The sequence below is a fragment of the Clostridioides sp. ZZV14-6345 genome (assembly GCF_020657775.1).
GTDB classification, from domain to species: domain Bacteria; phylum Bacillota; class Clostridia; order Peptostreptococcales; family Peptostreptococcaceae; genus Clostridioides; species Clostridioides difficile_D.
The window spans coordinates 1-22,130 of sequence record NZ_JAGWCX010000022.1; the positions used below are offsets into that span (position 1 = coordinate 1).

The 22,130-nt window shown below is 27.2% G+C and carries 25 protein-coding genes and 1 riboswitch; of the genes, 7 read left to right on the forward strand and 18 right to left on the reverse strand.

Going from position 1 to position 22,130, the window contains the following annotated elements; translation table 11 throughout:
- Window positions 1–295: 295 nt before the first annotated feature.
- Both KGF39_RS07715 and KGF39_RS07720 read right to left on the reverse strand, forming a co-directional pair.
- A complete protein-coding gene (locus tag KGF39_RS07715) occupies window positions 296–2,362 on the reverse strand; it encodes an ABC transporter permease subunit/CPBP intramembrane protease (protein WP_227821837.1) in 2,067 nt (688 codons plus the stop codon).
- The gene (locus tag KGF39_RS07720; protein ID WP_227821838.1) at window positions 2,363–3,157 is read right to left on the reverse strand and encodes an ABC transporter ATP-binding protein; all 795 of its coding nucleotides are present in this window, start codon (window positions 3,155–3,157) and stop codon (window positions 2,363–2,365) included.
- A gap of 251 nt (window positions 3,158–3,408) precedes the next feature.
- On the opposite strand from KGF39_RS07720, the gene KGF39_RS07725 reads away from it, so the two are divergent.
- The gene (locus KGF39_RS07725; protein WP_227821839.1) at window positions 3,409–4,326 is read left to right on the forward strand and encodes a CotA family spore coat protein; all 918 of its coding nucleotides are present in this window, start codon (window positions 3,409–3,411) and stop codon (window positions 4,324–4,326) included.
- Between the two features lie 152 nt (window positions 4,327–4,478).
- On the opposite strand, the gene KGF39_RS07730 is transcribed toward KGF39_RS07725, so the two are convergent.
- The 7 genes from KGF39_RS07730 to KGF39_RS07760 all read right to left on the reverse strand — a co-directional run bounded on the left by KGF39_RS07730 (window position 4,479) and on the right by KGF39_RS07760 (window position 11,292).
- On the reverse strand, window positions 4,479–5,660 hold the full coding sequence (locus KGF39_RS07730) for a metal-dependent hydrolase family protein (protein ID WP_227821840.1): 1,182 nt from the start codon (window positions 5,658–5,660) through the stop codon (window positions 4,479–4,481).
- Window positions 5,661–6,019: 359 nt separating this feature from the next.
- Window positions 6,020–7,288, reverse strand: a complete 1,269-nt coding sequence (locus tag KGF39_RS07735) for a hypothetical protein (RefSeq protein ID WP_227821841.1) — start codon at window positions 7,286–7,288, stop codon at window positions 6,020–6,022.
- A gap of 10 nt (window positions 7,289–7,298) precedes the next feature.
- On the reverse strand, window positions 7,299–8,111 hold the full coding sequence (locus KGF39_RS07740; protein ID WP_199856097.1) for a hypothetical protein: 813 nt from the start codon (window positions 8,109–8,111) through the stop codon (window positions 7,299–7,301).
- Between the two features lie 8 nt (window positions 8,112–8,119).
- Window positions 8,120–9,319, reverse strand: coding sequence for a hypothetical protein (locus tag KGF39_RS07745; protein ID WP_227821842.1), 1,200 nt, complete (start codon window positions 9,317–9,319; stop codon window positions 8,120–8,122).
- Window positions 9,320–9,329: 10 nt separating this feature from the next.
- On the reverse strand, window positions 9,330–10,154 hold the full coding sequence (locus KGF39_RS07750) for an ABC transporter permease (protein ID WP_227821843.1): 825 nt from the start codon (window positions 10,152–10,154) through the stop codon (window positions 9,330–9,332).
- Window positions 10,147–10,863: an ABC transporter ATP-binding protein gene (locus KGF39_RS07755; RefSeq protein ID WP_227821844.1), complete on the reverse strand. Its 717-nt coding sequence runs from the start codon at window positions 10,861–10,863 to the stop codon at window positions 10,147–10,149. The genes KGF39_RS07750 and KGF39_RS07755 overlap by 8 nt, the downstream gene beginning before the upstream one ends.
- 72 nt (window positions 10,864–10,935) lie before the next feature.
- Window positions 10,936–11,292 carry a GntR family transcriptional regulator gene (locus tag KGF39_RS07760; RefSeq protein ID WP_054273609.1) on the reverse strand — a complete coding sequence of 119 codons (357 nt, stop codon included), beginning with the start codon at window positions 11,290–11,292 and terminating at the stop codon, window positions 10,936–10,938.
- 351 nt (window positions 11,293–11,643) lie between these two features.
- Here KGF39_RS07760 and KGF39_RS07765 point away from each other — a divergent pair, with 351 nt between their 5' ends.
- From KGF39_RS07765 to KGF39_RS07775, 3 genes are read left to right on the forward strand one after another with little or no spacing between them, the layout of a single operon-like run.
- A complete protein-coding gene (locus KGF39_RS07765) occupies window positions 11,644–12,102 on the forward strand; it encodes a GyrI-like domain-containing protein (RefSeq protein ID WP_054273608.1) in 459 nt (152 codons plus the stop codon).
- Between the two features lie 3 nt (window positions 12,103–12,105).
- On the forward strand, window positions 12,106–13,068 hold the full coding sequence (locus tag KGF39_RS07770) for an ABC transporter ATP-binding protein (protein ID WP_227821845.1): 963 nt from the start codon (window positions 12,106–12,108) through the stop codon (window positions 13,066–13,068).
- Window positions 13,062–13,811 carry an ABC transporter permease gene (locus KGF39_RS07775; protein ID WP_227821846.1) on the forward strand — a complete coding sequence of 250 codons (750 nt, stop codon included), beginning with the start codon at window positions 13,062–13,064 and terminating at the stop codon, window positions 13,809–13,811. The genes KGF39_RS07770 and KGF39_RS07775 overlap by 7 nt, the downstream gene beginning before the upstream one ends.
- A 153-nt stretch (window positions 13,812–13,964) precedes the next feature.
- On the opposite strand, the gene KGF39_RS07780 is transcribed toward KGF39_RS07775, so the two are convergent.
- The 5 genes from KGF39_RS07780 to KGF39_RS07800 form a co-directional block, all read right to left on the reverse strand.
- Window positions 13,965–14,267, reverse strand: a complete 303-nt coding sequence (locus tag KGF39_RS07780) for a PTS sugar transporter subunit IIB (protein ID WP_079740034.1) — start codon at window positions 14,265–14,267, stop codon at window positions 13,965–13,967.
- A 138-nt stretch (window positions 14,268–14,405) separates the two neighbouring features.
- Complete coding sequence (thiE, locus tag KGF39_RS07785) at window positions 14,406–15,038, reverse strand: thiamine phosphate synthase (RefSeq protein WP_227821847.1); 633 nt, start codon at window positions 15,036–15,038, stop codon at window positions 14,406–14,408.
- A 21-nt stretch (window positions 15,039–15,059) separates the two neighbouring features.
- Window positions 15,060–15,851, reverse strand: a complete 792-nt coding sequence (gene thiM, locus KGF39_RS07790; RefSeq protein ID WP_227821848.1) for a hydroxyethylthiazole kinase — start codon at window positions 15,849–15,851, stop codon at window positions 15,060–15,062.
- Window positions 15,852–15,875: 24 nt separating this feature from the next.
- On the reverse strand, window positions 15,876–16,670 hold the full coding sequence (gene thiD, locus KGF39_RS07795) for a bifunctional hydroxymethylpyrimidine kinase/phosphomethylpyrimidine kinase (RefSeq protein WP_227821849.1): 795 nt from the start codon (window positions 16,668–16,670) through the stop codon (window positions 15,876–15,878).
- Between the two features lie 100 nt (window positions 16,671–16,770).
- Window positions 16,771–16,863, reverse strand: a riboswitch (TPP riboswitch).
- 92 nt (window positions 16,864–16,955) lie between these two features.
- The gene (locus tag KGF39_RS07800; protein WP_054273602.1) at window positions 16,956–17,267 is read right to left on the reverse strand and encodes a GIY-YIG nuclease family protein; all 312 of its coding nucleotides are present in this window, start codon (window positions 17,265–17,267) and stop codon (window positions 16,956–16,958) included.
- A 288-nt stretch (window positions 17,268–17,555) separates the two neighbouring features.
- On the opposite strand from KGF39_RS07800, the gene KGF39_RS07805 reads away from it, so the two are divergent.
- The 3 genes from KGF39_RS07805 (at window position 17,556) to KGF39_RS07815 (ending at window position 19,608) form a co-directional block, all read left to right on the forward strand.
- Window positions 17,556–17,972, forward strand: coding sequence for a hypothetical protein (locus tag KGF39_RS07805; RefSeq protein WP_227821850.1), 417 nt, complete (start codon window positions 17,556–17,558; stop codon window positions 17,970–17,972).
- On the forward strand, window positions 17,962–18,543 hold the full coding sequence (locus tag KGF39_RS07810; protein WP_413927078.1) for an anthrax toxin lethal factor-related metalloendopeptidase: 582 nt from the start codon (window positions 17,962–17,964) through the stop codon (window positions 18,541–18,543). The genes KGF39_RS07805 and KGF39_RS07810 overlap by 11 nt, the downstream gene beginning before the upstream one ends.
- Window positions 18,544–18,738: 195 nt before the next feature.
- On the forward strand, window positions 18,739–19,608 hold the full coding sequence (locus KGF39_RS07815; protein ID WP_227821852.1) for a methionyl aminopeptidase: 870 nt from the start codon (window positions 18,739–18,741) through the stop codon (window positions 19,606–19,608).
- A gap of 53 nt (window positions 19,609–19,661) precedes the next feature.
- Here the strand turns inward: KGF39_RS07815 and KGF39_RS07820 are convergent, their stop codons facing one another.
- The 4 genes from KGF39_RS07820 to KGF39_RS07835 all read right to left on the reverse strand — a co-directional run bounded on the left by KGF39_RS07820 (window position 19,662) and on the right by KGF39_RS07835 (window position 22,006).
- Complete coding sequence (locus KGF39_RS07820; protein ID WP_107595545.1) at window positions 19,662–19,850, reverse strand: ferredoxin; 189 nt, start codon at window positions 19,848–19,850, stop codon at window positions 19,662–19,664.
- A gap of 160 nt (window positions 19,851–20,010) precedes the next feature.
- Window positions 20,011–20,601, reverse strand: a complete 591-nt coding sequence (gene epsC / locus KGF39_RS07825; protein ID WP_107595544.1) for a serine O-acetyltransferase EpsC — start codon at window positions 20,599–20,601, stop codon at window positions 20,011–20,013.
- A gap of 26 nt (window positions 20,602–20,627) precedes the next feature.
- On the reverse strand, window positions 20,628–21,536 hold the full coding sequence (gene cysK / locus KGF39_RS07830; protein WP_227821853.1) for a cysteine synthase A: 909 nt from the start codon (window positions 21,534–21,536) through the stop codon (window positions 20,628–20,630).
- Window positions 21,537–21,772: 236 nt separating this feature from the next.
- Window positions 21,773–22,006: a potassium-transporting ATPase subunit C gene (locus KGF39_RS07835; RefSeq protein WP_413927076.1), complete on the reverse strand. Its 234-nt coding sequence runs from the start codon at window positions 22,004–22,006 to the stop codon at window positions 21,773–21,775.
- Between the last annotated feature and the right edge of the window lie 124 nt (window positions 22,007–22,130).

Genomic DNA, 22,130 nt, shown 5'->3' on the forward strand with positions numbered 1-22,130 from the left:
TTCTTTTCAAAATTATCCATTTTACAAGAAATGACTACTTTTTAGCAAAACGCAGTATTTGCAACATATTCATACTTTATTTTTTCATTTTTTCTTATTACAATTATTTCGACAAATTAGTTATTAATTTTTATAAATAAATAACTCAAATAGTGTCCAAGTTAAATTTCTAAAACAAAAACCATTTATTATTTCACATAAATAAAATATATAAAATAGCACTAAAGTATTTTATATATAAGATATATTTATATACTTTAGTGCTTATCAATTTTAATATATAGTAAATCTATATTTAATTTCTTAAATACTTTCTATATAGAACTCTTACCCCTAACAGAACTAATATAAAACTTACTAAGAGAATTAAAACAAATTTAAGTACATTTAAGTTCGAAAAATCAACTTCAATAAACTTATACAAATTGGCTATATTTCCACTTGTATAATGATTTACTATAACTGCTACGCTGTTGTTCAAAAAATGCAATAACATTGATACAAATATTGAACCAGATTTATATACACTGTATGCAAATATAATACCCAGTATTGATGTTGGAATTATTCTAATAAAATCCATATGCATGATACCAAATAATATCCCACTACATATTATAGCCAGCTTAACAGACTTATTTTTATCCTTTGATTTACTAAATGAAAAAAATATAAATCCCCTAAAGAACATTTCTTCACATATAGCTGGTAATAAAGCTATTGCGAGTAAATTCAATAAAAAACTATTTTTCATAAAAAGAGCCTTATTTAAACTTTCAGCGACCTCCATACTTTGAGGGAATAAAAATAAAATTAGCTGTGTTATAATCATAATAAGTATATATCCACCAATCCAAAGAACAATGCTCCCAAATATGTGCTTCAATTTAGGAACTTTCAAGCTAAATACTTCTTTAAAATCAGCTTTTATATAGTATGCAAATACTAATGGCAAAGAAATTATCATAAATTGTGTCATTATAATACCTGCCATACCAAATTTAATTTGCACTAGAGAACCAACATAAATCAATAGAACTAATCCTACTGCATATAAAATAACACCATCACTCACAGTTGGTATAGACCCTTTTTTTATGTTACTTCTTTTCTCTAAGAAAGAAAAACTCTTACTATTACCAAAAAGTATTTCCTCAGAATTGAACATCTTAGATAGTAATATGATTGCCAATATGACAAAAGCTACATTTGACGCTAAAACTAAAGCTATTAAATTTAAATCACTTTTAAAAGATAATACACTTTTTATAAGTAGAGATATATTTACCACAGGTATTACAGCTGTTACCCTATCTAATACTATATTTGGTATCATAGAAACATATGATGGTATCATAATAATTAACATAAGAGGTGTTATGTAGTTTTGAGCATCTTTAAAACTTTTTGCTAGTGAACATACACACATACTTATTGCTGAAACTACCATCGAAAATAGACATATGCAAATTAAAGTAGTTATAATTGGCAAGACTAAATCTCCATAATTAAAATTTCCAAAACCAAACTGACTGCTAAGACCTCCACTAACTAAAATAAACGCCATAGTCAGTCCCATAGATAAAATGTTTAAAATTGCTGTTACTATTGCGCTAAGAGAAACTGCCATGTATTTTCCCATAACTAGTTCTAAATTTGATATTGGAAGTGTAAATAAAGTTTCTAGTGTGCCTCTTTCCTTTTCTCCAGCCATAACATCTATTGCTGGATATATTGAACCAAGTAAAACTCCTATTATTAATATGAATGGCAATATCTGACCTAAAAAGTATCCTGCCACTTCTTCCGTCTTTGCAACATCTACAGTGCTATATGTTATTGGTTCTAAAGTAGCTTGTACATCTAATCCTTTTTCAGATAAAGTTTTCTCTATAGTAAATCTTTTGTATTTATCTAAAACAGTTTCAATTCTTTTTACTGCATTAGAAGAATTTTCTTGAGAAGAATTCATATATATTTGATAACTTGTAGATGATTTTTTTTCTTCTATTTTTATATAAGCATCAATTTTATTTTCTTCTAATGACTTTTTATAGTTATCCACATCTAACACTCTTATTTTACCTTTATCATTTGAAGTATTTTTGTCTTTAGTATCTTTTTCTAAATTATCGTCTTCAATCATAGATACTAATACCTTATTGGGTTTATTATTAAAAGCTATATTAATGTCCTTGCTATTCATACTATTTGCAGACATGTTCATTACCTGAATCATTAATAACATAAGCAAAGGATATAAAAGAAGTGGTACAACAATCATCATAAACAACGTCTTTTTATCTCTTAATATGTCTAACATTTCCTTTTTAAATATGTATTTTACAATCTTACTTCTCATTTAAATCTCCTCCCTTCTAGCAAGTTTTATGAATACATCTCTTAAATTATTTACTCCTGATTCCTCTTTTAAACTCTGTGGTGTACCTGATGCAATTATCTTCCCATTGTGAATCATAAAAATCTTATCACATAAAGTTTCTGCTTCTTCCATATAATGAGTTGAATAAAGAACAGTTTTACCCCTTAATTTTTCATTCTTCATAAAATCTATTATGGATGCACTACTTAAAACATCCAGCCCTAACGTCGGCTCATCAAAAATGTATACTTTAGGAGAATGTATTAAGCAACGAGCTATAGATGTTCTTTGAGTCTGACCAGTTGATAAATTGTCAATTCTATTGTCTATAAATTCACTCATATCCATTATTTTTACAACATTTTCAATTGATTCTTCTATCTCTTCTTTTGACATTTCATATAGGTTTGCAAAAGTTGTTAGAAGTTCTCTAGGAGAAAGCCTTCCATATAGCTTTGTATTTCCAGATAGATACCCTATTTCTTTTTTTGCTGAATTTCTATCTATTGAATAATCATATCCAGAAATATTTATACTTCCTGATGTTGGTGTCAATATACCACCTAACATTCTAAGTAATGTTGTCTTTCCTGCACCATTTGGACCTAATATTCCAACAATTTCACCTTCTACAACTTTAAATGAAACATTATTTACAGCAAAAAATTCTTCTTTTCTAGTTTTTATTTTCTTTAACTTTCTTATTGAATTTTTATCCTTATCATCTTTCACAACTCTTGTAAAAGACTTGCACAATTTATCTACCTCAATCATTTATCGAATTACTCCTTTCTCTTTTACAAATATATTTATATAAATATAACATATAAACCTTTTTTATACACAGTTTTTTATTTTAAAATAGATTATTCATAAGAGTTTATAACCTCATCTGACAAATTATTATTTTTTATTATTTTATAATACCTTTTGTAACATTTTTTTACATAATAAATATAATATTACTATATAGATAAACTCAATTATCTATACATTTAAATCAAAATATAAAAGGAGTGTATTTAATGGAAAATAATAAATGTAGAGAGGACTTTAGATTTACTCAGGAATACGAAGAAGATTATCCAAATACAAATGAAAGATACTATGAAAATTATCAAGTAGCTGATAGATACTATAATTACCCAAATAAATATAAAGAACCCAAAATGAAACAATGTTGTTGTAAAAAAAGCATGAGAGAGGCATTAGAACTTCTAAGATATGATGCTCTAAGACCTTTTGTAAATTTCAATCAATTTGCTTTTATTTCAGATTTCTTTATCGTTGGTGCTTATTTAGTAGGTATAGATTATTCAATACCTCCAAAAGATAATTTATCTGGACTTAATGGTACTTTTGAAAGATTTTCAGCTTGTAACTGTGATTTAATAGATATATCTGGTCAATTGTATTATCCTAAGCCTGTTCCTTTGACACTTGGAGGATTAGTTACTTCAATTGGTACTATTCCAGGAGTATCTGAACTAGTTACTCTTATAGAGGCAGCAGTTCCTGCTACTATAGACCTTGGAGCTATATTAAATTCAATACTTGATGATATAATTGATTATATAATTTCTACAGTTAACCCACTAACAAATGTAGATTTAGCATCATTATGTAATCTTAAAGCTGTTGCCTTTAATGTTACACCTGCAGATTACGAAGATTTCGTAGCATCTTTAGGTTACTATCTTGACAAAAAACATTACAAAGAATGCAATTGTAACTGTGATTGTGACGATTGTTGTTGTAATAAAGGTATCCTTGATAATCTTTATATGTCCAATATAAATAATCAAGTTACTGTAGTAGCTGGTAGTTTAGTTCTAACTGGTGTTGAAGTTATAGGAAAGAAAAATGATGTTCTAGTACTTGGAAACTCTAATGACTCAAGAATATACTTTGTATGTGTAGATTCTATAGATTATATTGCATAGAATAATTTTAAAGAACTATATCTAAATATAGAATAACATCCATTTTATAAAGTATAAAAAATTTAATTATTACTAATAAAAAAGAGTGTCTATAATTATTTAAAAATCCCTTTAGACACTCTTTTTTTCATATTACTTATCTAATTTTTTATTTATCTAACTTTTTTACCAAGTTTAAATACTGCTAATACATCTGCAAGTACATCTATATCTTCTATTGGATTTCCATTTACAACTATAACATCTGCTTTCTTTCCTTTTTCTAAAGTTCCATAATTTTTATCAACTCTTAAAAGTTCAGATGCTGTTTTTGTAGCCGCAACTATTACGTCCATATTATCCATACCATAATCTGACATTAGTTTCATTTCATAGTATGTCTTCCCATGCTCATTATAAGAAGTTCCTGCATCAGAACCAACTGCAATTTTAATGCCTTTTTTGTATGCTTTTAGGAATGACTCCTTGTGTGGAATGGCAACAATCTCACACTTTCTAAGAGTAGCCTCAGTTATTCCACTTTCTTTTCCTGCATTTAGAATAAAATACGGTGCAGCCACGGTTGGAACTAAGTAAGTTCCTCTTTCAAGCATCAAATCAATTATTTCATCATCTAAATAAACACCATGTTCTATAGAGGTAATTCCTGCAAGCACTGCATTTTTTATACCAGTTCTTCCTTGTGCATGCGTGGCAGTTATTTTACCCGCTTTTACAGCTTCATCTACAGCAGCCTTCATTTCTTCCAAAGTTAATTGTGGTGAACCTGGCTCAACTCCATCAGTTGTTACACCTCCAGTTGCCATTATCTTTACACAATCTACTCCATTTTTTAAAACTGTTCTGGCTGATTTTCTACATTCATCTACTCCATCACTTTCAATACCAAAATAATATCCATGTCCTCCTGTCATACATATAACTGGACCTGAAGCAACTATACCAGGACCATCTATAGACCCTTTGTCTACAAGATTTTTAAGTTGTACATCTACATATTTGGGACAACCTAGACTTCTAATATATGTCACTCCTGAATCTAAATATGCATCAAGTTGTTTTATTGTATTTACTACAAGCTCTACATCTGATACATTGTCATAATATACTTTTGGATTTCCAACTGGCTCCATTGTCAAGTGAACATGACAATTCATAATACCTGGCATAACAGTTTTATCTAAGTAATCATACACATCATATCCATTTAAATCTTCTCTTATATCTTCAATTTCAACTATAATATCTCCATCAATAATTATACCCTTGTTTTTCATAATACTATTTCCTGTTCCATCAATCAAAATCCCTGCTTTAATATATTTTTTGCTCAACTTAAATTTCTCCCCCTTTTAAGTATAATGTATTATTTATTTATTATTTCTAATATTCCAATAATTAATTTTACCACTATACTCATTCTATTTCAAATTTAAGTGTACTAATATAAATTAAATTACGATATATAACACAAAAATATTAAAAAATATTTTTCTATTAAAATTAAAAATAAGGGGCTGTCTCAAAATAGAGATAAGCCTTTTTTCATTGTTGAAATAATGAAAATATATTTGATTTCATGCAAAAAGAGTGCCTCATGTACTAAAAAGTTCATTTTGAGACACCCCCTTATTTATATTTTCATATAATAAACACATATAAACGCTCAAAGTGATAAAATTAGTTCTATCACTTAATTTGCAACAAAATATAACTTCTCTTGTAAACTTATATCTCCATTTATTAGCTCAGCTTCATAAACATTCTTTTTAAGTTTCATATCAAATACTTGAAATTTTACTGGCTTAGTTCCGACTATGTCAACAACTCCTTTAAACCCTTTTAATTCTCCTGATATATTGTCCTTTATACATGAAATAGAATATATCTTATCATCCAGTAACTTAACTTTCCTAACTCCAGATAATGCTTCATTATAATCTACTTTTAAATCAAGTGTCTCATAATCTTCTAGTTTAATCTCATTAGAATTAATATCATAAACAAGATTAGTTATGGAATTACTCATATCCGTAACTATAAGATTCAATTTATTATTTTTTACCATATAATCTAGCTTAGTTTTACTTAATAAGCCAATCTCCTTTGGATTTGCATTCTTTTCTTTATTTAGATTATCCATAAATTTATTGCTTATATTAAAAGTGTTCTCTTCTATATCATATATAATAAAGTTAGAGTAATTATCATGTCCTTCAACATCTCCATTTGTACTTTTATTATTTACCATTTCTAAATACAATTTGCTTCCAATAGAAAATTTAATTTCATTGATATTTTGTTGATATCCATTCTGTAAGACTAAATTAAATCTATTTAATAATTTATAAGACTTATTTTTTATATCTATTTTTAATATACAAATATTATTGACTTTAGAACCTGAAATATTAGTTTCACTAATTACCATATATAAATTGCCTTTATAGATTTTATTAAATAAAGTTTTCCAACTATTTTCTTTAAAATCAGACTTATTCAAATTAATATCAAAATTTTCTTCTACCCCACTTTTTAAATTTTTATTTGAAACCTTTATGCAATCATTTAAAGCATTCATTCCTTGTACTAAATCAGACTTAGTAGAAGTATATGCTTCTCCTATATTCAAATCATCTTTATATATAAGTACATCTCCTTTATCATTAACAAAATCACTGTATTTTTTGTCAATATTTAAATAATCATTTCTAATTATTGATTTAGGGTTTGTATCATTTCTTACTCCATTTTTACTTATAATTACCTCCTCATAAGAAAATTTGCTTATATTAGGTGTATATACTACACTTACTCTCCCTATATCTTTTACATTACCTTTTAAAGTTTTTACAGATAGTTTATCCTTATTAAAATAACTCAATATTAAGGTCATAGTAATCATTAAAAAACATACTATTATAAAACATATTGTATATTTTCCTATATTTTTTGCTTTCATAATATCCCTCCTAAAAGTCAATCTTTTGCTTCAAAAGTTTATTAGATATAAGACTACATACAAATATGTTTATACTTGAATATAAAACAGTAAATACATTGCTGTATTCATAAGGTATAATAAATTCTACAGAAATTATAAATACTAAAATTTCCAAAACTAAAAACAGGAAACTTACTAAAGTACTTAGTTTATAAATAGATTTATTTATAAGAATTGATGTAAATACTACAGATACAAATCCTATCAATAAAAATATATACTCTACAAATAGTATTTCAAAGCTATATGGAAGTAACATTTTTAACTTATATATTGTTTCTTGTACAAAACCATAGTTTACAACATTACCAAGCATATACCTAGGCAACACCTTACTTGTAATAAATAAAGTTATTGTAAATACTACTGTGTAGCTATACACTAGAAATAATATATTTAATAATTTAGATATATAAACATTGATTCTATTTTTAGGTAACATTATGAGTGTATATATAGATTTACTCCTCCCCTCAAAGTCTCTATACCAAATAAAAAAAGCATAGCAAATACATGCAATTATACCAAATATAAACCATGATTCTGTAGAACTCATTATATTTCTAAAACTTGAGAAACCTGTGACATTTACCATTTCTATTGTATTTCCTATTTTTGTTAACTGTTCACTTTTAGATGCATTTTCTATTATGTAATTATAGTCATTTAAATTTTTTACTATATTTAAAATTACAAAAGAACAGCAACAAATTATTATAAATATATAATTTTTTATATTTCTTTTTAATTCAAATTCGAATAATCTTATTAAATCTTTCATCAAATCACCTACTTTATTTCAAATTCTAATGTACTATTTGAACTGTTAAATTGTAATTTTCCTTCATATACAATTTCCTTAGAATTTTTATTTATTATATATAACATAAATTTATTATCCCAAGATAATATAGAATTTAGTCTTGATGTATATACAATAATTTTATTTGAATCAATTACAATACTTCTAATGTCTCTTTTTTCTCTATTATCTAAAACATATTTATCTTCATCTAAGCTTTTATCTAATATATTATAGGTAAGTAAATTTAACTCTGTAATTGAACTATTATTATAATCATTTGACATTACCATATATAATTTATTACCTTTTAACTTTACTTCTGCTAAGGCCATTTTACTATCAGTTTTTAATTCAATTATGCTTTCCTTATTTTCTTCAAGATTATATTCAAGTAAATGAAATTTAGAATTGCTATTATCACCTGTATTTGCATTTAATACATTTATTAAAATATACATCTTATCCTCATATTTGCTAGCATAACTTACACCTATAGACTCTATGTTTTGGTATTTTTCAGAAAAATAATTACTTAAATTTATACTTTTTATAGTCTGTATTTTTTTATTTTCTGGATTAATTTTTATTATATCTATAGTACTTAAATATTCTTTGTTATTTTCTGACGAATCACTTGTAGCATAAAGTACAGACACATACAAGTTTTTTTTATATCTTTTTGATGATAGTATCTTTGCATAATAATCATCAATGTTTTTATCTACTTTATATTTTGTCCTTATAAAATTATTCATATCTAGTTTTTCATATTCAAGTTCTTTATCACTTCCTTCTGATGGAAATACACCTTTTTCTAAATCTTCTTTTTTCTCATCTATTACAAAGTTTATATCTTTTGAATCATCATTCATTTCAAATCCAACATGAGCAATTAAATCTGAACCACTAGATACATCAATTAAATTATTTGTGTTCTTACTATCTTTTTGTAGTTTTACTAATTCAGTCTTTTTAGTTTTGTTACTTCCATTTATTGTGTAATATGAATTTATATATCCGTTAAAATCATATCCAAAATTTATGTTTATATAGTCTAATTCATCAGAGTCACCTTTTATAGTTTTTATCTTCAAATTGTCTTCATTGTTTAATAAACCTATACTAAAATATATTACTAAAGTCAAAAATATAATAAGTATAGATATTTTAGATTTTAATTTCATACCATCCCTCCTAAAGAGATACTTTCTTTTTGATTAACAAATAAGATATTCCATTTAGAACAAACATTATAATTAAAAAACTTAATAACCCTGCTACTAAATTATTAAATTGAAATCCTATGACCTCATAATATTTTCTAAATAAAGTGATTATATTTATATATATTGTTGAAAAATATAAGCCTGCCATAATCAGCAAAGTGATTAAAATTACATAAAATTTATTTATATAAGAAAATATAAATAATATACAGCAATTCACAATAGAAATAGCTATAAGTAGTAAAAATACATAAATAGCCATAAAAGAGATAAAATCAATTGGTATACTCTTCAAGTTTAGATAATATAAATCTTGTGCAAAGTTCATATTGATTATTGGCAAATTTCTAAAAATGAAATTAAATATATATTTACATATAAATAATGTTGCTATCTGACTTGTCAAAAAACCATATATCATTGTTATCAAAGCAATTGACTTAGCTATACAAATCTTAAACTTACTCTGAGGTAACATCATCAGTGTGTAAATACTTTGATTTTTTGAAAAGAAATCTCTTTTCCACATAAAAACATAGTATATAAAAAGTCCCAACATCCCAAAGAACAATATATGTTCGATAAATCCAAGATTACTAAGTATCCCTATTCCATAAAATATACCTCCAAAATCTTCTATCGCTAAATTCATAATAAATTTAGAACTTTTAAATTTATTAATTTCTAATAAATTTAAACCAAGTGTAATTAATGAAAAAAAGGATATATAAGCTATATAAAACCTATTGTTTCTTCTCAAATCTACATTTATTAGATATAGAAGTTTATTCATTCTTATATACCTCCCTCATCTTATCTAATATGGATTTACCTTCTCTTTCTCTTAATTCTTCTGCATTAAATGAAGTTATAATCTGCCCTTCATCAAGAATTATAACCTCATCAACTAAACTTTCTATCTCCACTATCTCATGAGTAGTTATAATAATAGCTTGATTTTCCTCCATATATCTTGCTATTACTCCTATAAACTCTTCCCTCTTGAACAAATCAATTCCTGTAAATGGTTCATCAAGCAGTATGTACTCTGGGTCTTGGCAAAATCCAAGTATCAATTTTACTCTTGCAATATTTCCTTTCGACAAGTTATCAATTATTTCATCTTCATCTAATTTAAATATGTTCATCATTTCTTTTGATTTTTCTTTATTCCATTTTGGATAAAAAACTTCCATAAATTCAAATGTTTCTTTTATTGTTGTATTACTAAAGTGAGATTGTACATCTGGAACAAAAGCTAGCTTATTATATATCTTTTCATTTATTTTTTCTCCATCTATACGAATCTCTCCACTATCAATGTTTATAAGTCCTGCTATTGCTTTTAACATAGTTGATTTACCGACACCATTTATCCCAAGTAATGCAGTTATTTTCCCCTTTTCTATATTAAAGCTTACATTCTTTAAAGCCTCTATCTTTCTTATTTTAATCCCTTGCATCCTTTTATATGTTTTACTGACATTCCTTATTTCTATCATATTTACTATCCTCCATATCCAATATGCTTGTACAATAAACTTTCTAAACTAAGTTTTCTATTTGTTAAAATACTAATATTTATCTTCTATTATCTTTAAAACTTCTTCTTTGGTAACATTTATTGCTTTCATATCTTCTATAAAAACAGATAATGATTCATTTATCAGCTCTAATTTTAAGTTTTTTAATATATTTTCATCAACTGTTATACTGCTTTGATAATTTTTAAAAGTATTTATTATATTCATATCACCCATCTCCTTATATGCTCTTTGAACCGTATTTAAATTTACTTTTAGATTAAGTGCCATTTCTCTTCTTGATGGTATTGTCTCCCCTGGTTTCAACTCTCCTGTTACTATTTGTCTTTTTATATACTTTACTATTTGCAAATAAATGGGAGTTGTATTATCTAATTCAAAATTCATGATTCCTCCTATTCTAGTGTATTAATACGATAGTACATTTACTTTAAAAAAATACACTTTTATTTCAGACCTTATTTACTATTAAGTGTATTATACGATTAATACACTTAATTTGTAAATACTTTTTTTATAAATTACTTTATTTTAATTTACTAAAACATCTAAAGTAAAGCTTAAATAATAACTTTACAAAATAGAGCATCAAATGAGAGGATATATATTTTATGTTATGTTAGACTTGAAAACAAGCAAACGAGATAAGGTTATATATTTTCAACTAATTAAAAATCTTATATGTATTAATGCTTAAAAATCTAGTAAGAATATGAACACACATTAGGAGGTAAACAAATGAGTTATAAAATTGAAATCAAAAATATTGAATCAGTCACAGCAGCTACTATGCGTTATAATGGACCTATGACTGAAGCGACAAAGTATTTTCCAAATGTATTTAAATCTATAAAAGGAAAATCCAATGGTGCACCATTCTTTTGCTACTATAACGTTGACCAAAAAACTGGTGTTGGAGAAATGGAATTATGTGTTCCAACTGCTGAGACTCCAAATCGTATGGGTGTAACTATAAAAGAATTTCCTAAAATAAAAGCTTTGTTTTTTACTCACATAGGCTCTTATAGTAATTTACCAAAAACGTATGAAATGATATTTAAGTATATTCATGAAAATAATATAAAAATACAAACGCCTTGGAGAGAAGTATTTATTAAAGGCCCAGGTATGCTGATAAAAGGAAACCCTGATAACTATATTACAGAAATCATATTTCCACTTAAAGAGGAGGAATAATATATGTTAGCTATTGAAATAGACAATTTAGTAAAAAAATATAAAAATGGTGTGAAAGCTTTAAATGGTCTAAGTTTTGATGTAAATGCTGGAGAAATTTTTTCTTTACTTGGTCCTAATGGTGCTGGTAAATCTTCTCTTATCAATATTTTGACTACTTTTTACAAGCCTACATCTGGAAATGTAACAATGTTTGGAAAAGATTTAGTAGATAATCCTTCTTGGATACGTACTCAAATTGCTTGTGTAGCACAACAAATCTCTATTGATGAACATCTATCTCTTATGGAAAATATGGTATTTCAAAGCAAGATGTATAAAGTAGAACCACAGATTGCAAAACAAAGAATAAACTCTTTAATTGATAAATTTGACTTATCTAGTTACTTAAAATACCCCACTTCATCATATTCTGGTGGAGTAAAACGTAGATTGGACATAGCTATGAATATGGTATCATCTCCTAAAATTCTATTTCTAGATGAGCCAACTGTTGGTATGGATGTAGATTCAAGAAAATCTATGTGGGATATGTTATTAAAAATTAGAGATGAGTATGGCACAACTATATTTCTAACTACCCATTATCTTGAAGAAGCTGAACAATTGAGTGATAATATTTGTATTATGAAGAATGGAAAAGATTTAGCACAAGGAACACCAGCCAGTTTACGTAGTTACATTAGACAAAATATACTACGTATAGCTTTTCATAATATTGAAGATATAAAAAAATATAAAGATGCAATTAAAAATACTGGCTTAGTCAAGTTTATGAGCGTACGAGAAAATTCAATTTTTATAACTGTAAATGATAGTAGAGTTGCTTTTACTTTAATAAATAAATGGCTTTTAGAACGCGATATAAAGTTTGATGCAATAGAAATCGTAGAACCAAGTCTCGAAGATGTATTTTTAGCACTTACAAGTTCTAAAAAAGACTTAAAGGAGGAATGGAAATGTTAAATATCTTATGGCGTAGTATGAAATGGCGTTTTAAAAATCCAATCTCATTTATAGTCACTATATTACAACCTTTTCTTTGGCTTGTACTTTATAGCTCTATTGCAAACCAAACTATGAATAATATGAATATTGGTAATTATACTGCTTTTATACTACCAGGTATCATTGTACTGGTTGTGTTTTCTTCTTGTAGTAGTGGTGGTATCATCAACTTCATAATGAAGAACAGTGGGAGTTTCTACAGAGTCTTAATTGCACCTATTAGTAGGTATTCAATTGTCCTTGGTCAATTACTAGAAGCTATATTAGTTTCCTTCCTAGAAGTAGCTATTTTGTGTATAGTAAGCATATTCTTTTCAGTAAGAATAGAATCTGGTATTGGCGGAATCATACTTATGATAGTGCTGATATTCATGACAGCCTTTTTTTTATCAAGTCTAGCTTATTCCATAAGTTTATTGTTGCCAAATGAAATAATTTATGAAACAATTATGACTGCAATTGTACTTCCTATTTTCTTTTTAAGTTCAGCTCTTTTCCCTATAGAAAATTTATCTGGAGGATTAAAAATAGCAGTAATGCTCAATCCATTTACACATGTCATTAATGCTTTACGTAGTTTAATATTTGGTGAAACTATTCTTATTGGAGATATACTACCTGTTATCCTATTATTTTTTATATTATGCTGTGCAAGTTTTTCACTTGCTATGTGGAGATTGAAAAAGGAAATGGTAAGCTAAGCTCTAAATCTACAATAATAAAAAGAGTGTGTCTCAAAATAAACTTTTTAGTTCACGAGGCACTCTTTTTTGTATGAAATTAAATATATTGCCATCATTCCAACAATTGGGGTGCAGTACAATCTCTATTTTGAGACAGCCCCTTTTTATTATTTATTTTAATATTTCTAAAACTGAATTTAACACAGCATGACCATTACAAGTACCATAGTTTACCATATCTATTATAGACACTGGAGCTCTATCTCCAACTATAGATTTTACATCATCAAGCATAAATCTAAGTTGTGGTCCAAGAAGTAAAATATCAAAGTTACCAAGTTCTGATTTTATATTCCCTTCTCCAACTGCCCATATTTTACAGTCTATATTTCTTTTTTTTGCATCCTTCTCCATTTTATTTACCAATAGAGTAGAAGACATACCTCCAACACATACTAACAATATCCTAATCATTTATAACTCCTTTTTAATCAAATCTACATATATCTTGATTAAAAAGTATATGTAGAAAAGTTTATCATTTATAACTGCTTAAATTTTACTCTTAGATTATATCAAATTTTCCCATTTTTTTCACTACTAGAGCCAATTTTATATTTTTAATGTCCACTTTTCCACTTCTTTAGAGATATCTTCAGCTTTTAGTATGGCCGATATTATAGCATACCCATCACTATCTAAGCATTTAAGTTTATCTATATTGTCTAACTTTATACCTCCAATTAGTACAAATGGTATATCTACTTTTTCCTTAATTTCTTTAACAGTTTCAAACGAAGCTGATTTTGCATCTAATTTAGTAGATGTTGTGAATATAGACCCTATACCTAAATAGTCTGCGCCATCATTTTTTGCACAAATAGCTTCTTCTAAAGTTCTTGCTGATACTCCTAGAATTTTATTGTTTCCTATAAGCTTTCTAACTTCTCTTGCCCCAATATCACTCTGCCCTACATGTACTCCATCTGCATCACAAATAAGGGCTATATCCACTCTATCATTTATTATAAACTTAACACCATATCTTTTAGTTATTTCTCTAATTTTCATAGCTTTTTTAAAAAATTCTCTTCCAGAAGCATTTTTTTCTCTAAGTTGTACAGTTGTTATTCCAGAAACTATTGCATCTTCAATACATTTATAAAAGTCCCTACCTTCAAGCATTTCAGAATCAGTTACTAGATATAACTTTAAATCTTTTTTTAAGCATTCTTTATCTATCATTTTAAGTCTCCTCTTAACCCTTTATTCATTTAAAAATTCAATATTAGCATTTTTAGTTAAAGTATCTATATCCATTTGATAAATAGCATTCATAAGATTTTCTTTAAATGTACCTATTGGTGGATTATTTAGATTAGCTAATTCCCCACTTAAAGACATTGTAAGAACACCTATTGTAGCTGCTTCTAAAATATTCTCAGTAACAGCCATAAAACTTGCAATCAAACTAGCAGTCATACATCCAGTTCCTGTAATTCCTTTTAATTTATCGGTTCCATTGTTTATTTTATATGTGCTTTTACCATTGGTTATTATATCTATTTTTCCAGTTGCCACAACTACACATTCAAGCTTTTCAGAAACTTTTCTTATTATATCAGTAGAATCTTCTTCTTCATCAAATGAATCTACCCCTTTTCCTCTTACATCAAAGCCACCTATAAACTTTATTTCTGCCATATTACCCTTAACAACATTAAATTTGACTTCATTTAAAAGTTTACTTGTAAGTTCTGCTCTAGCTTTGCTTGCAAATACTCCAACTGGGTCTAAGATAACAGGTTTATTATACTTATTTGCTGCCTTTCCAGCTAATAAGTACAAGTCTAACATATTTGAATTCATAGTTCCTATATTTATTACTACGGAATTTGCTATACTTACCATTTCTTCTACTTCCTCATATGAAAAACTCATAAGAGGGCTTGCTCCTATAGCTAAAGTTACATTAGCACAATCATTTATTGTTACATTATTAGTATAATGGATTACCAATGGATTAGCTTTTTTAACATCTTTAATTAAATTATACATATTGTACCTCCAAAAATTTTTTTACTATTCAAATTTATAAAAATGATGCACTGGTCCTACTCCATGACCTATGTCAAAACTTCTTTTTATTGCTTCTGTTATATAAATTTTACTTAAATTTACTGCTTCTGTTATTTCATAATCTAATGCTAAATAAGATGTTATTGCAGAAGATAATGTACACCCTGTTCCATGTGTATTTTTTTTATCAATTCTTTCGCTTTTATAAACTTTAAATATATTTTTACCAATTAAAATATCTACTGCTTCCCCATCTAAATGTCCTCCTTTCATAAGGACAAACTTAGGTCCAAGCTGTAGTATTTCTTTTCCTACCTTATTCATATCATCTACATTATGTATTTTTATTCCTGTGATTTCTTCTGCTTCTGGGATATTTGGTGTAATTATGTATGCAAGTGGTATCAAATGTTTAATTAAGTTTTCTTTTGCCTCTGGCTTTAATAGATAATATCCACTTTTAGATATCATCACTGGGTCTACTACCAAATATTTTGGATTGTATTTCTTTAGATTCTCAACTATTTCAAGTATAATCTCAGGACTTGAAACCATTCCTATTTTAACAGCTTTTGGAGGTATATCTTCAAACACTGCCTCTATCTGTTTTTTTATTATTTCTTTACTTAAATCTTCTACAGCAAAAACTCCTTGAGTATTTTGTGCTGTTATAGCTGTTATTACACTCATACCATAAGTGCCAATTGCACTAAAAGTTTTCAAGTCAGCCTGAATTCCAGCTCCTCCAGATGAATCTGACCCAGCTATTGTAAGTGTTGGTATTTTATAATTACTCATTATTACCTCCTAAAGTTTGATTTATATAGTCTAATTAAAAAAGCTATACCTACAATAGGTATAGCTTAGAAATAGCATATATCACAAATAATACATACTTAAGTTTTATACTAAGCTTTCCTACGCTGGTATTATCCAGATCAGGTGTAAGGGTCGGTATTCCTCTCAGCTCTTGGCTCCCCTAGCTATTTTAATTTATTATATTTATAACTTCATTATATTACAATAGTATTTATTGTCAAGTTTTTACAGCATATATACTTATTATAATATTACTATAAAGATTTATGCTAATTGTTCTATGTCTTTCCCAATAATATAATCCCCTTTATTATCAATTAAACTTATAAGTATATTCGGGTTTTTAATTATAGACAATTTTTTGTTTCTAGTTAATTTTTTTATATAGTATTCCAACTTCATAGCATTACTTTTTGTATTGGTTATAAAATAAACTTCTAGTTTTTTAAATCCCTTTGCTCTTGTGTATTTTGAATTAATTCCTAACTTATGTTCATTCATTCTTCTAACTATATTACTGGTATATCCAGTGTATAGAGAATCATCTTTACATCTTATAATATATGTAAAATACATCTTAAATCACATCCTCAAATTAAATATATAAATATTATATTATAGAATTGAAAAAAATGGTGTGTATTTTAAATATGTAGTTTTCAAAGAGTTAATTCTAATATATGTTCATAGAACATATTCTACATGAATCTAACGCTAAATTTTGACATAATAATATCTTTATTTCTATAACAAAAAATTCACAAATTATAAAAAATGAAATTTTCAAAAAAATTATGATTCTCAAAAAATAAATTGATACATATAAAAAAATTATGATTCTCTAATAAAAAGGGGGTCATGATTATGGAAAATAATTTAAATATAGCTAAAAGAAACAATACTGAGTTATCACAAAAGGACTCACTTAAAGTCAATTTACAGATAGGTGTAGACTTTACACTTTTATCAAAATCACTTAAAACCTTTTACAAAAAAGAAAAAGATTTTTATTGCATTGCTCTTGCGCCATGCAATGTATCTAATGAAAAAGCAAATAAAAAAATGAGTATTTCCGATATGATAAAAGAAATTAATATTTTAATCGAAAGTATAACTGATAAAAATGAACTTTTAAGTAAAGAACTCTTTACTGATAATTTATCGGAATTTTATGACGAATCTTTAGATGAGATTTATATAGACTTAAAACAAGCATATTTGTATATTAAAAAGAATACAGACAGTCTTAACATAGAGGACTCAATTGAATATGTTATTTGATGTCGATATAAGCAATGATATAAAAGCAAAAGAAAATCCACTAATTAACTTTAATTCACTTTTTTTAGTGGTATGGAGTGGCGAAACAAAACATATTTTACAGCAAATGAATATTTTAGATTTAGATGATATTAACTCTTATTCTATGAAAAATAATACAAATATAACTATCTATGAAAATGATAATCTTCAATCTGAATTTGATGAAGAATCTGAAGATGTAAAAGACAGTAGCATAGATATAATTGAGCAAATGCTTATACTTCTTAATGACTTGAATTATGATAAGGATGAAGTTGAAAATATGAAAAACAGACTTGCAAAAATAAATATTAAATATTTACAAACGCTCAAAGAAAAGGATATAAAAATAAAATTAATAAATTCAAACTTAACTGATGAACCGGAATTTAGTGATTTAAAACATCAATTACCTCCATGTTGGGTAAGATCAGGCAAGACTTGGAGAGATGTACCTGGTTATTATCTTGATGAAGATTCAAGAAATACTTTAAAAGAAAATTGTCCTTTGACATATGATTTTCTTGCAAAACTTGAATTGGACTATTAAGTATACTAATATCCAATAATATATTTAACTACACCCTTTTCATCAACAATAATTGGATGATAATTTATATTTTAATAAATTACTATCCTTAAAGGATTTCTTAACATTTATGTTATAATATTTATAATGGTTATGTTTTAAAATGCTTTACGTAATCCATAATTTAAATAAATAATAAAAGAAGGATGGAAAGTTATGAAGTTAAATAGAAATGACAATTGTTGGTGTGGAAGCACTAAAAAATATAAAAAATGTCACATGGATATGGACAATAAAATAGATTCATTTGCTAAGTTGGGCCATATTGTACCAACCCATAATATTATAAAAAATGAAAGACAAATTGAAGAAATAAAAAAAAGTGCTGTAATAAATACAAAGATTTTAGATTATATTTCAGATAAAATTGAAATTGGAATGTCTACAGAAGATATAAATAAGTTGGTTCATGACTTTACACTACAAAATGGAGCTATTCCTGCTCCACTAGATTATAATGGATTTCCTAAAAGTGTATGCACATCAATAAATAATGAAGTTTGTCATGGTATTCCCAGTAAAGACATTATCTTAAAAAATGGAGATATTATAAATGTAGATGTCTCTACTATTTTTAATGGATACTATTCAGATGCTTCAAGGATGTTTATGATAGGTAATGTTAGTGAAAATGCAAAAAAACTAGTACAAATTACCAAAGAATGTGTTCAAAAAGGCCTTGATGCTGCTAAACCCTGGGGATTCTTAGGCGATATAGGTGATGCTATTAACTCCTATGCAAAAAAAAATGGTTACTCTGTCGTTAGAGAAATTGGTGGTCATGGAGTTGGATTAAGTTTTCATGAAGACCCATTTGTAAGTTATGTATCTAAAAAGGGAACTGAGATGTTATTGGTTCCTGGAATGATATTTACAATAGAACCCATGGTCAATGAGGGAACTCACGAAATTTTCGTTGATGAAAAAAATAATTGGACTATCTATACAAAAGATGGTAAATTGTCTGCTCAATGGGAGTGTATGGTTTTAGTTACAGAAACAGGAGTTGAAATATTGACTGAATAAAAGACAAGTGCCTATAAAAATTGAAGATTCAATTTTTATAGGCATTTATTTTATTAATGCACATCTATTGCATCAACTGGACAGCTTTCTCTAGCTTCTGCTGCTGACTCTTCAGCATCACTTGGTATTTCATCAACTATAACATGTGATTTTCCATCATCCTTCATGTCAAATACTTCTGGACATATTGATGGACATAATCCACAACCTATACAAGTATCTTGATTAACATTTGCTTTCATAATAAAATCCTCCTAGACGTTACAAATTTAAAATCTTGTTTATCAAAGATTGATGAACTAAAACTTTAACATTCAGTTCTTTTTTATTATGTCCCCAAATTTGAAAAAAATACCTTTTAAAAATAATTTTTATAAAGTTTATTTTATAGTTATACCTAAGTTATATATAATATACATTGTCTAACTCGTCATACTCATAGGACACTTCTTTTTTATTCTTTTTTACAGGTTCTAAGTTTCTTATTTTTACTATTTTTGCTGGTATGCCAACAACTGTTGCACCATTAGGTACATCCTTAACAACAACCGAATTTGCACCAATTTTTGAATTTGAACCTATATTTAAAGGTCCTAGTATTTTTGTTCCTGCACCAATTAATACATCATCACCAACAGTTGGATGTCTCTTTCCAGTGTCTTTTCCTGTAGCTCCTAAAGTAGCTCCTTGATATATTGTTACCCTATTACCTACTTCAGCTGTCTCTCCAATTACAACACCCATTCCATGGTCTATCAATATACCTTCTCCTATTTTAGCACCAGGATGTATTTCTATACCAGTCATAAATCTGGATATTTGGGATATTAATCTTGCTGTAAAAAGCATCTTCTTCTTATAAAGAGCATGAGCCATCCTATGCATTATCATTGCATGAACTGATGGATAAAGTAAAAAGACTTCTATTTTAGACCTAGCTGCTGGGTCATTTTTCATTATATATTCAATATCTTTATTTATTTTCTTAAACAAAGTATTCACTCCCTAAAATAAAATTATTAAAATATTCCCATTGACATATACTTATCTACTCCATCTGGAGCTACTGTTACTATCTTTTTACCTGGATATTTTTTTGCCATTTCCATAGCACCAAATATATTTGCTCCAGAAGAGATACCTACTAAAATTCCCTCTTTTGCTGCAAGTAATTTAACTGTATCAAAAGCATCTTCATCATCTACTAGTATTACTTCATCAACTACACTAGAATCATAATTTTCAGGAACAAAGTTAGCACCTATTCCTTGTATTTTATGAGGTCCAGTCTTGTTTTCTGATATAGCTGGAGATTTTTTAGGCTCAAGTGCAATTACTTTTATGTTTGGATTTTGTTCTTTTAAATATCTCGCAGTTCCTATTAAAGTACCACCTGTTCCAACTCCACATACAAATATATCTAAATCTTTAACATCATTCATAATTTCAACTGCTGTTGTTTTATAATGTGCGTTTGGATTATCTCTATTTTCAAATTGTTTTAAGCTTTTATAGTTTGGATTTTCTTTTAAAAGCTCATTTGCTTTTTCTATGGAACCTGCCATTCCAGCTTTACCATCTGTAAGTACCAAATTTGCTCCATAAGCCTTCATTAAGTCTCGTCTTTCAACACTCATAGTTTCAGGCATTACGATTACTACTTCATATCCTTTTAATTTTCCTATCATAGATAATGCAATACCAGTGTTTCCACTAGTTGCTTCTACTAATACATCTCCCTTTTTCAATTCGCCTCTTTTTTCTAATCCCTCTAACATTTCATAAACGGCTCTATCTTTTATGCTTCCTGCTGGATTTACTTTTTCTAATTTTACATATATGTTAGAACACCCGTTAGTACAGCCTAAATTATTCAACCTTACTATAGGTGTGTTTCCTATCAACTCTAATGCGTTATTATATAACATACTACTTCCTCCTATATGTCCAAATCTATTATCAAATTGATAACGATAAATATATTATAGTATTATCATTTTGATAATGCAACCTTTTTTTGGATTTTATACATACAATCGCTTTATTCCAAATATTAGTAATATTCAAATAAAAGAGTGAAAATCATTATCGATTTTCACTCTTTAAACTTTAACCTTTAGATTAAATCCTGCACAATATTTTATTACTAAAATTCTACAAAATACTATATAAGACCTAATATTTTTGCGACCTCTACATTAATCTTTAGCACATTAACCCTATCTTCACCTAAAACTCCAAAAAGTTTTTTCGAAGTATTATCATCTACAATTTTTTGTAATTTACTTTCTGATATTCCTGATGCTTTTGCTATAGCAGGTATCTGAATTTTTGCAGATGCTGGACTTATATTAAGGTCAAGTTCTGAACCTACTTTTACACCATTTACTTCTATCATACTTCCATTAGCTTTATCTTTAAATGCAACCTAGCTTATACCTGTTAAAACAAGTGGATATACAAGTCCACAAACAACTAACAACACAATACTTACAAGCAACGCTGGCTTTAATGTTTTCATT

Bases quoted from the DNA above. Each gene is read 5' to 3' on its own strand.
- KGF39_RS07725 (WP_227821839.1), top strand. From the start codon at position 3,409: ATGGAAAATAATAAATGTAGAGAGGACTTTAGATTTACTCAGGAATAC.
- KGF39_RS07720 (WP_227821838.1), bottom strand. From the start codon at position 3,157: ATGATTGAGGTAGATAAATTGTGCAAGTCTTTTACAAGAGTTGTGAAA.
- KGF39_RS07755 (WP_227821844.1), bottom strand. From the start codon at position 10,863: ATGATAGAAATAAGGAATGTCAGTAAAACATATAAAAGGATGCAAGGG.
- KGF39_RS07810 (WP_413927078.1), top strand. From the start codon at position 17,962: ATGTTATTTGATGTCGATATAAGCAATGATATAAAAGCAAAAGAAAAT.
- KGF39_RS07765 (WP_054273608.1), top strand. From the start codon at position 11,644: ATGAGTTATAAAATTGAAATCAAAAATATTGAATCAGTCACAGCAGCT.
- KGF39_RS07760 (WP_054273609.1), bottom strand. From the start codon at position 11,292: ATGAATTTTGAATTAGATAATACAACTCCCATTTATTTGCAAATAGTA.
- thiE (WP_227821847.1), bottom strand. From the start codon at position 15,038: ATGATAGATAAAGAATGCTTAAAAAAAGATTTAAAGTTATATCTAGTA.
- KGF39_RS07770 (WP_227821845.1), top strand. From the start codon at position 12,106: ATGTTAGCTATTGAAATAGACAATTTAGTAAAAAAATATAAAAATGGT.
- KGF39_RS07750 (WP_227821843.1), bottom strand. From the start codon at position 10,154: ATGAATAAACTTCTATATCTAATAAATGTAGATTTGAGAAGAAACAAT.
- KGF39_RS07775 (WP_227821846.1), top strand. From the start codon at position 13,062: ATGTTAAATATCTTATGGCGTAGTATGAAATGGCGTTTTAAAAATCCA.
- KGF39_RS07815 (WP_227821852.1), top strand. From the start codon at position 18,739: ATGAAGTTAAATAGAAATGACAATTGTTGGTGTGGAAGCACTAAAAAA.
- KGF39_RS07780 (WP_079740034.1), bottom strand. From the start codon at position 14,267: ATGATTAGGATATTGTTAGTATGTGTTGGAGGTATGTCTTCTACTCTA.
- KGF39_RS07800 (WP_054273602.1), bottom strand. From the start codon at position 17,267: ATGTATTTTACATATATTATAAGATGTAAAGATGATTCTCTATACACT.
- cysK (WP_227821853.1), bottom strand. From the start codon at position 21,536: ATGTTATATAATAACGCATTAGAGTTGATAGGAAACACACCTATAGTA.
- KGF39_RS07715 (WP_227821837.1), bottom strand. From the start codon at position 2,362: ATGAGAAGTAAGATTGTAAAATACATATTTAAAAAGGAAATGTTAGAC.
- KGF39_RS07820 (WP_107595545.1), bottom strand. From the start codon at position 19,850: ATGAAAGCAAATGTTAATCAAGATACTTGTATAGGTTGTGGATTATGT.
- KGF39_RS07735 (WP_227821841.1), bottom strand. From the start codon at position 7,288: ATGAAAGCAAAAAATATAGGAAAATATACAATATGTTTTATAATAGTA.
- KGF39_RS07745 (WP_227821842.1), bottom strand. From the start codon at position 9,319: ATGAAATTAAAATCTAAAATATCTATACTTATTATATTTTTGACTTTA.
- KGF39_RS07740 (WP_199856097.1), bottom strand. From the start codon at position 8,111: ATGAAAGATTTAATAAGATTATTCGAATTTGAATTAAAAAGAAATATA.
- KGF39_RS07835 (WP_413927076.1), bottom strand. From the start codon at position 22,006: ATGATAGAAGTAAATGGTGTAAAAGTAGGTTCAGAACTTGACCTTAAT.
- thiM (WP_227821848.1), bottom strand. From the start codon at position 15,851: ATGTATAATTTAATTAAAGATGTTAAAAAAGCTAATCCATTGGTAATC.
- KGF39_RS07805 (WP_227821850.1), top strand. From the start codon at position 17,556: ATGGAAAATAATTTAAATATAGCTAAAAGAAACAATACTGAGTTATCA.
- thiD (WP_227821849.1), bottom strand. From the start codon at position 16,670: ATGAGTAATTATAAAATACCAACACTTACAATAGCTGGGTCAGATTCA.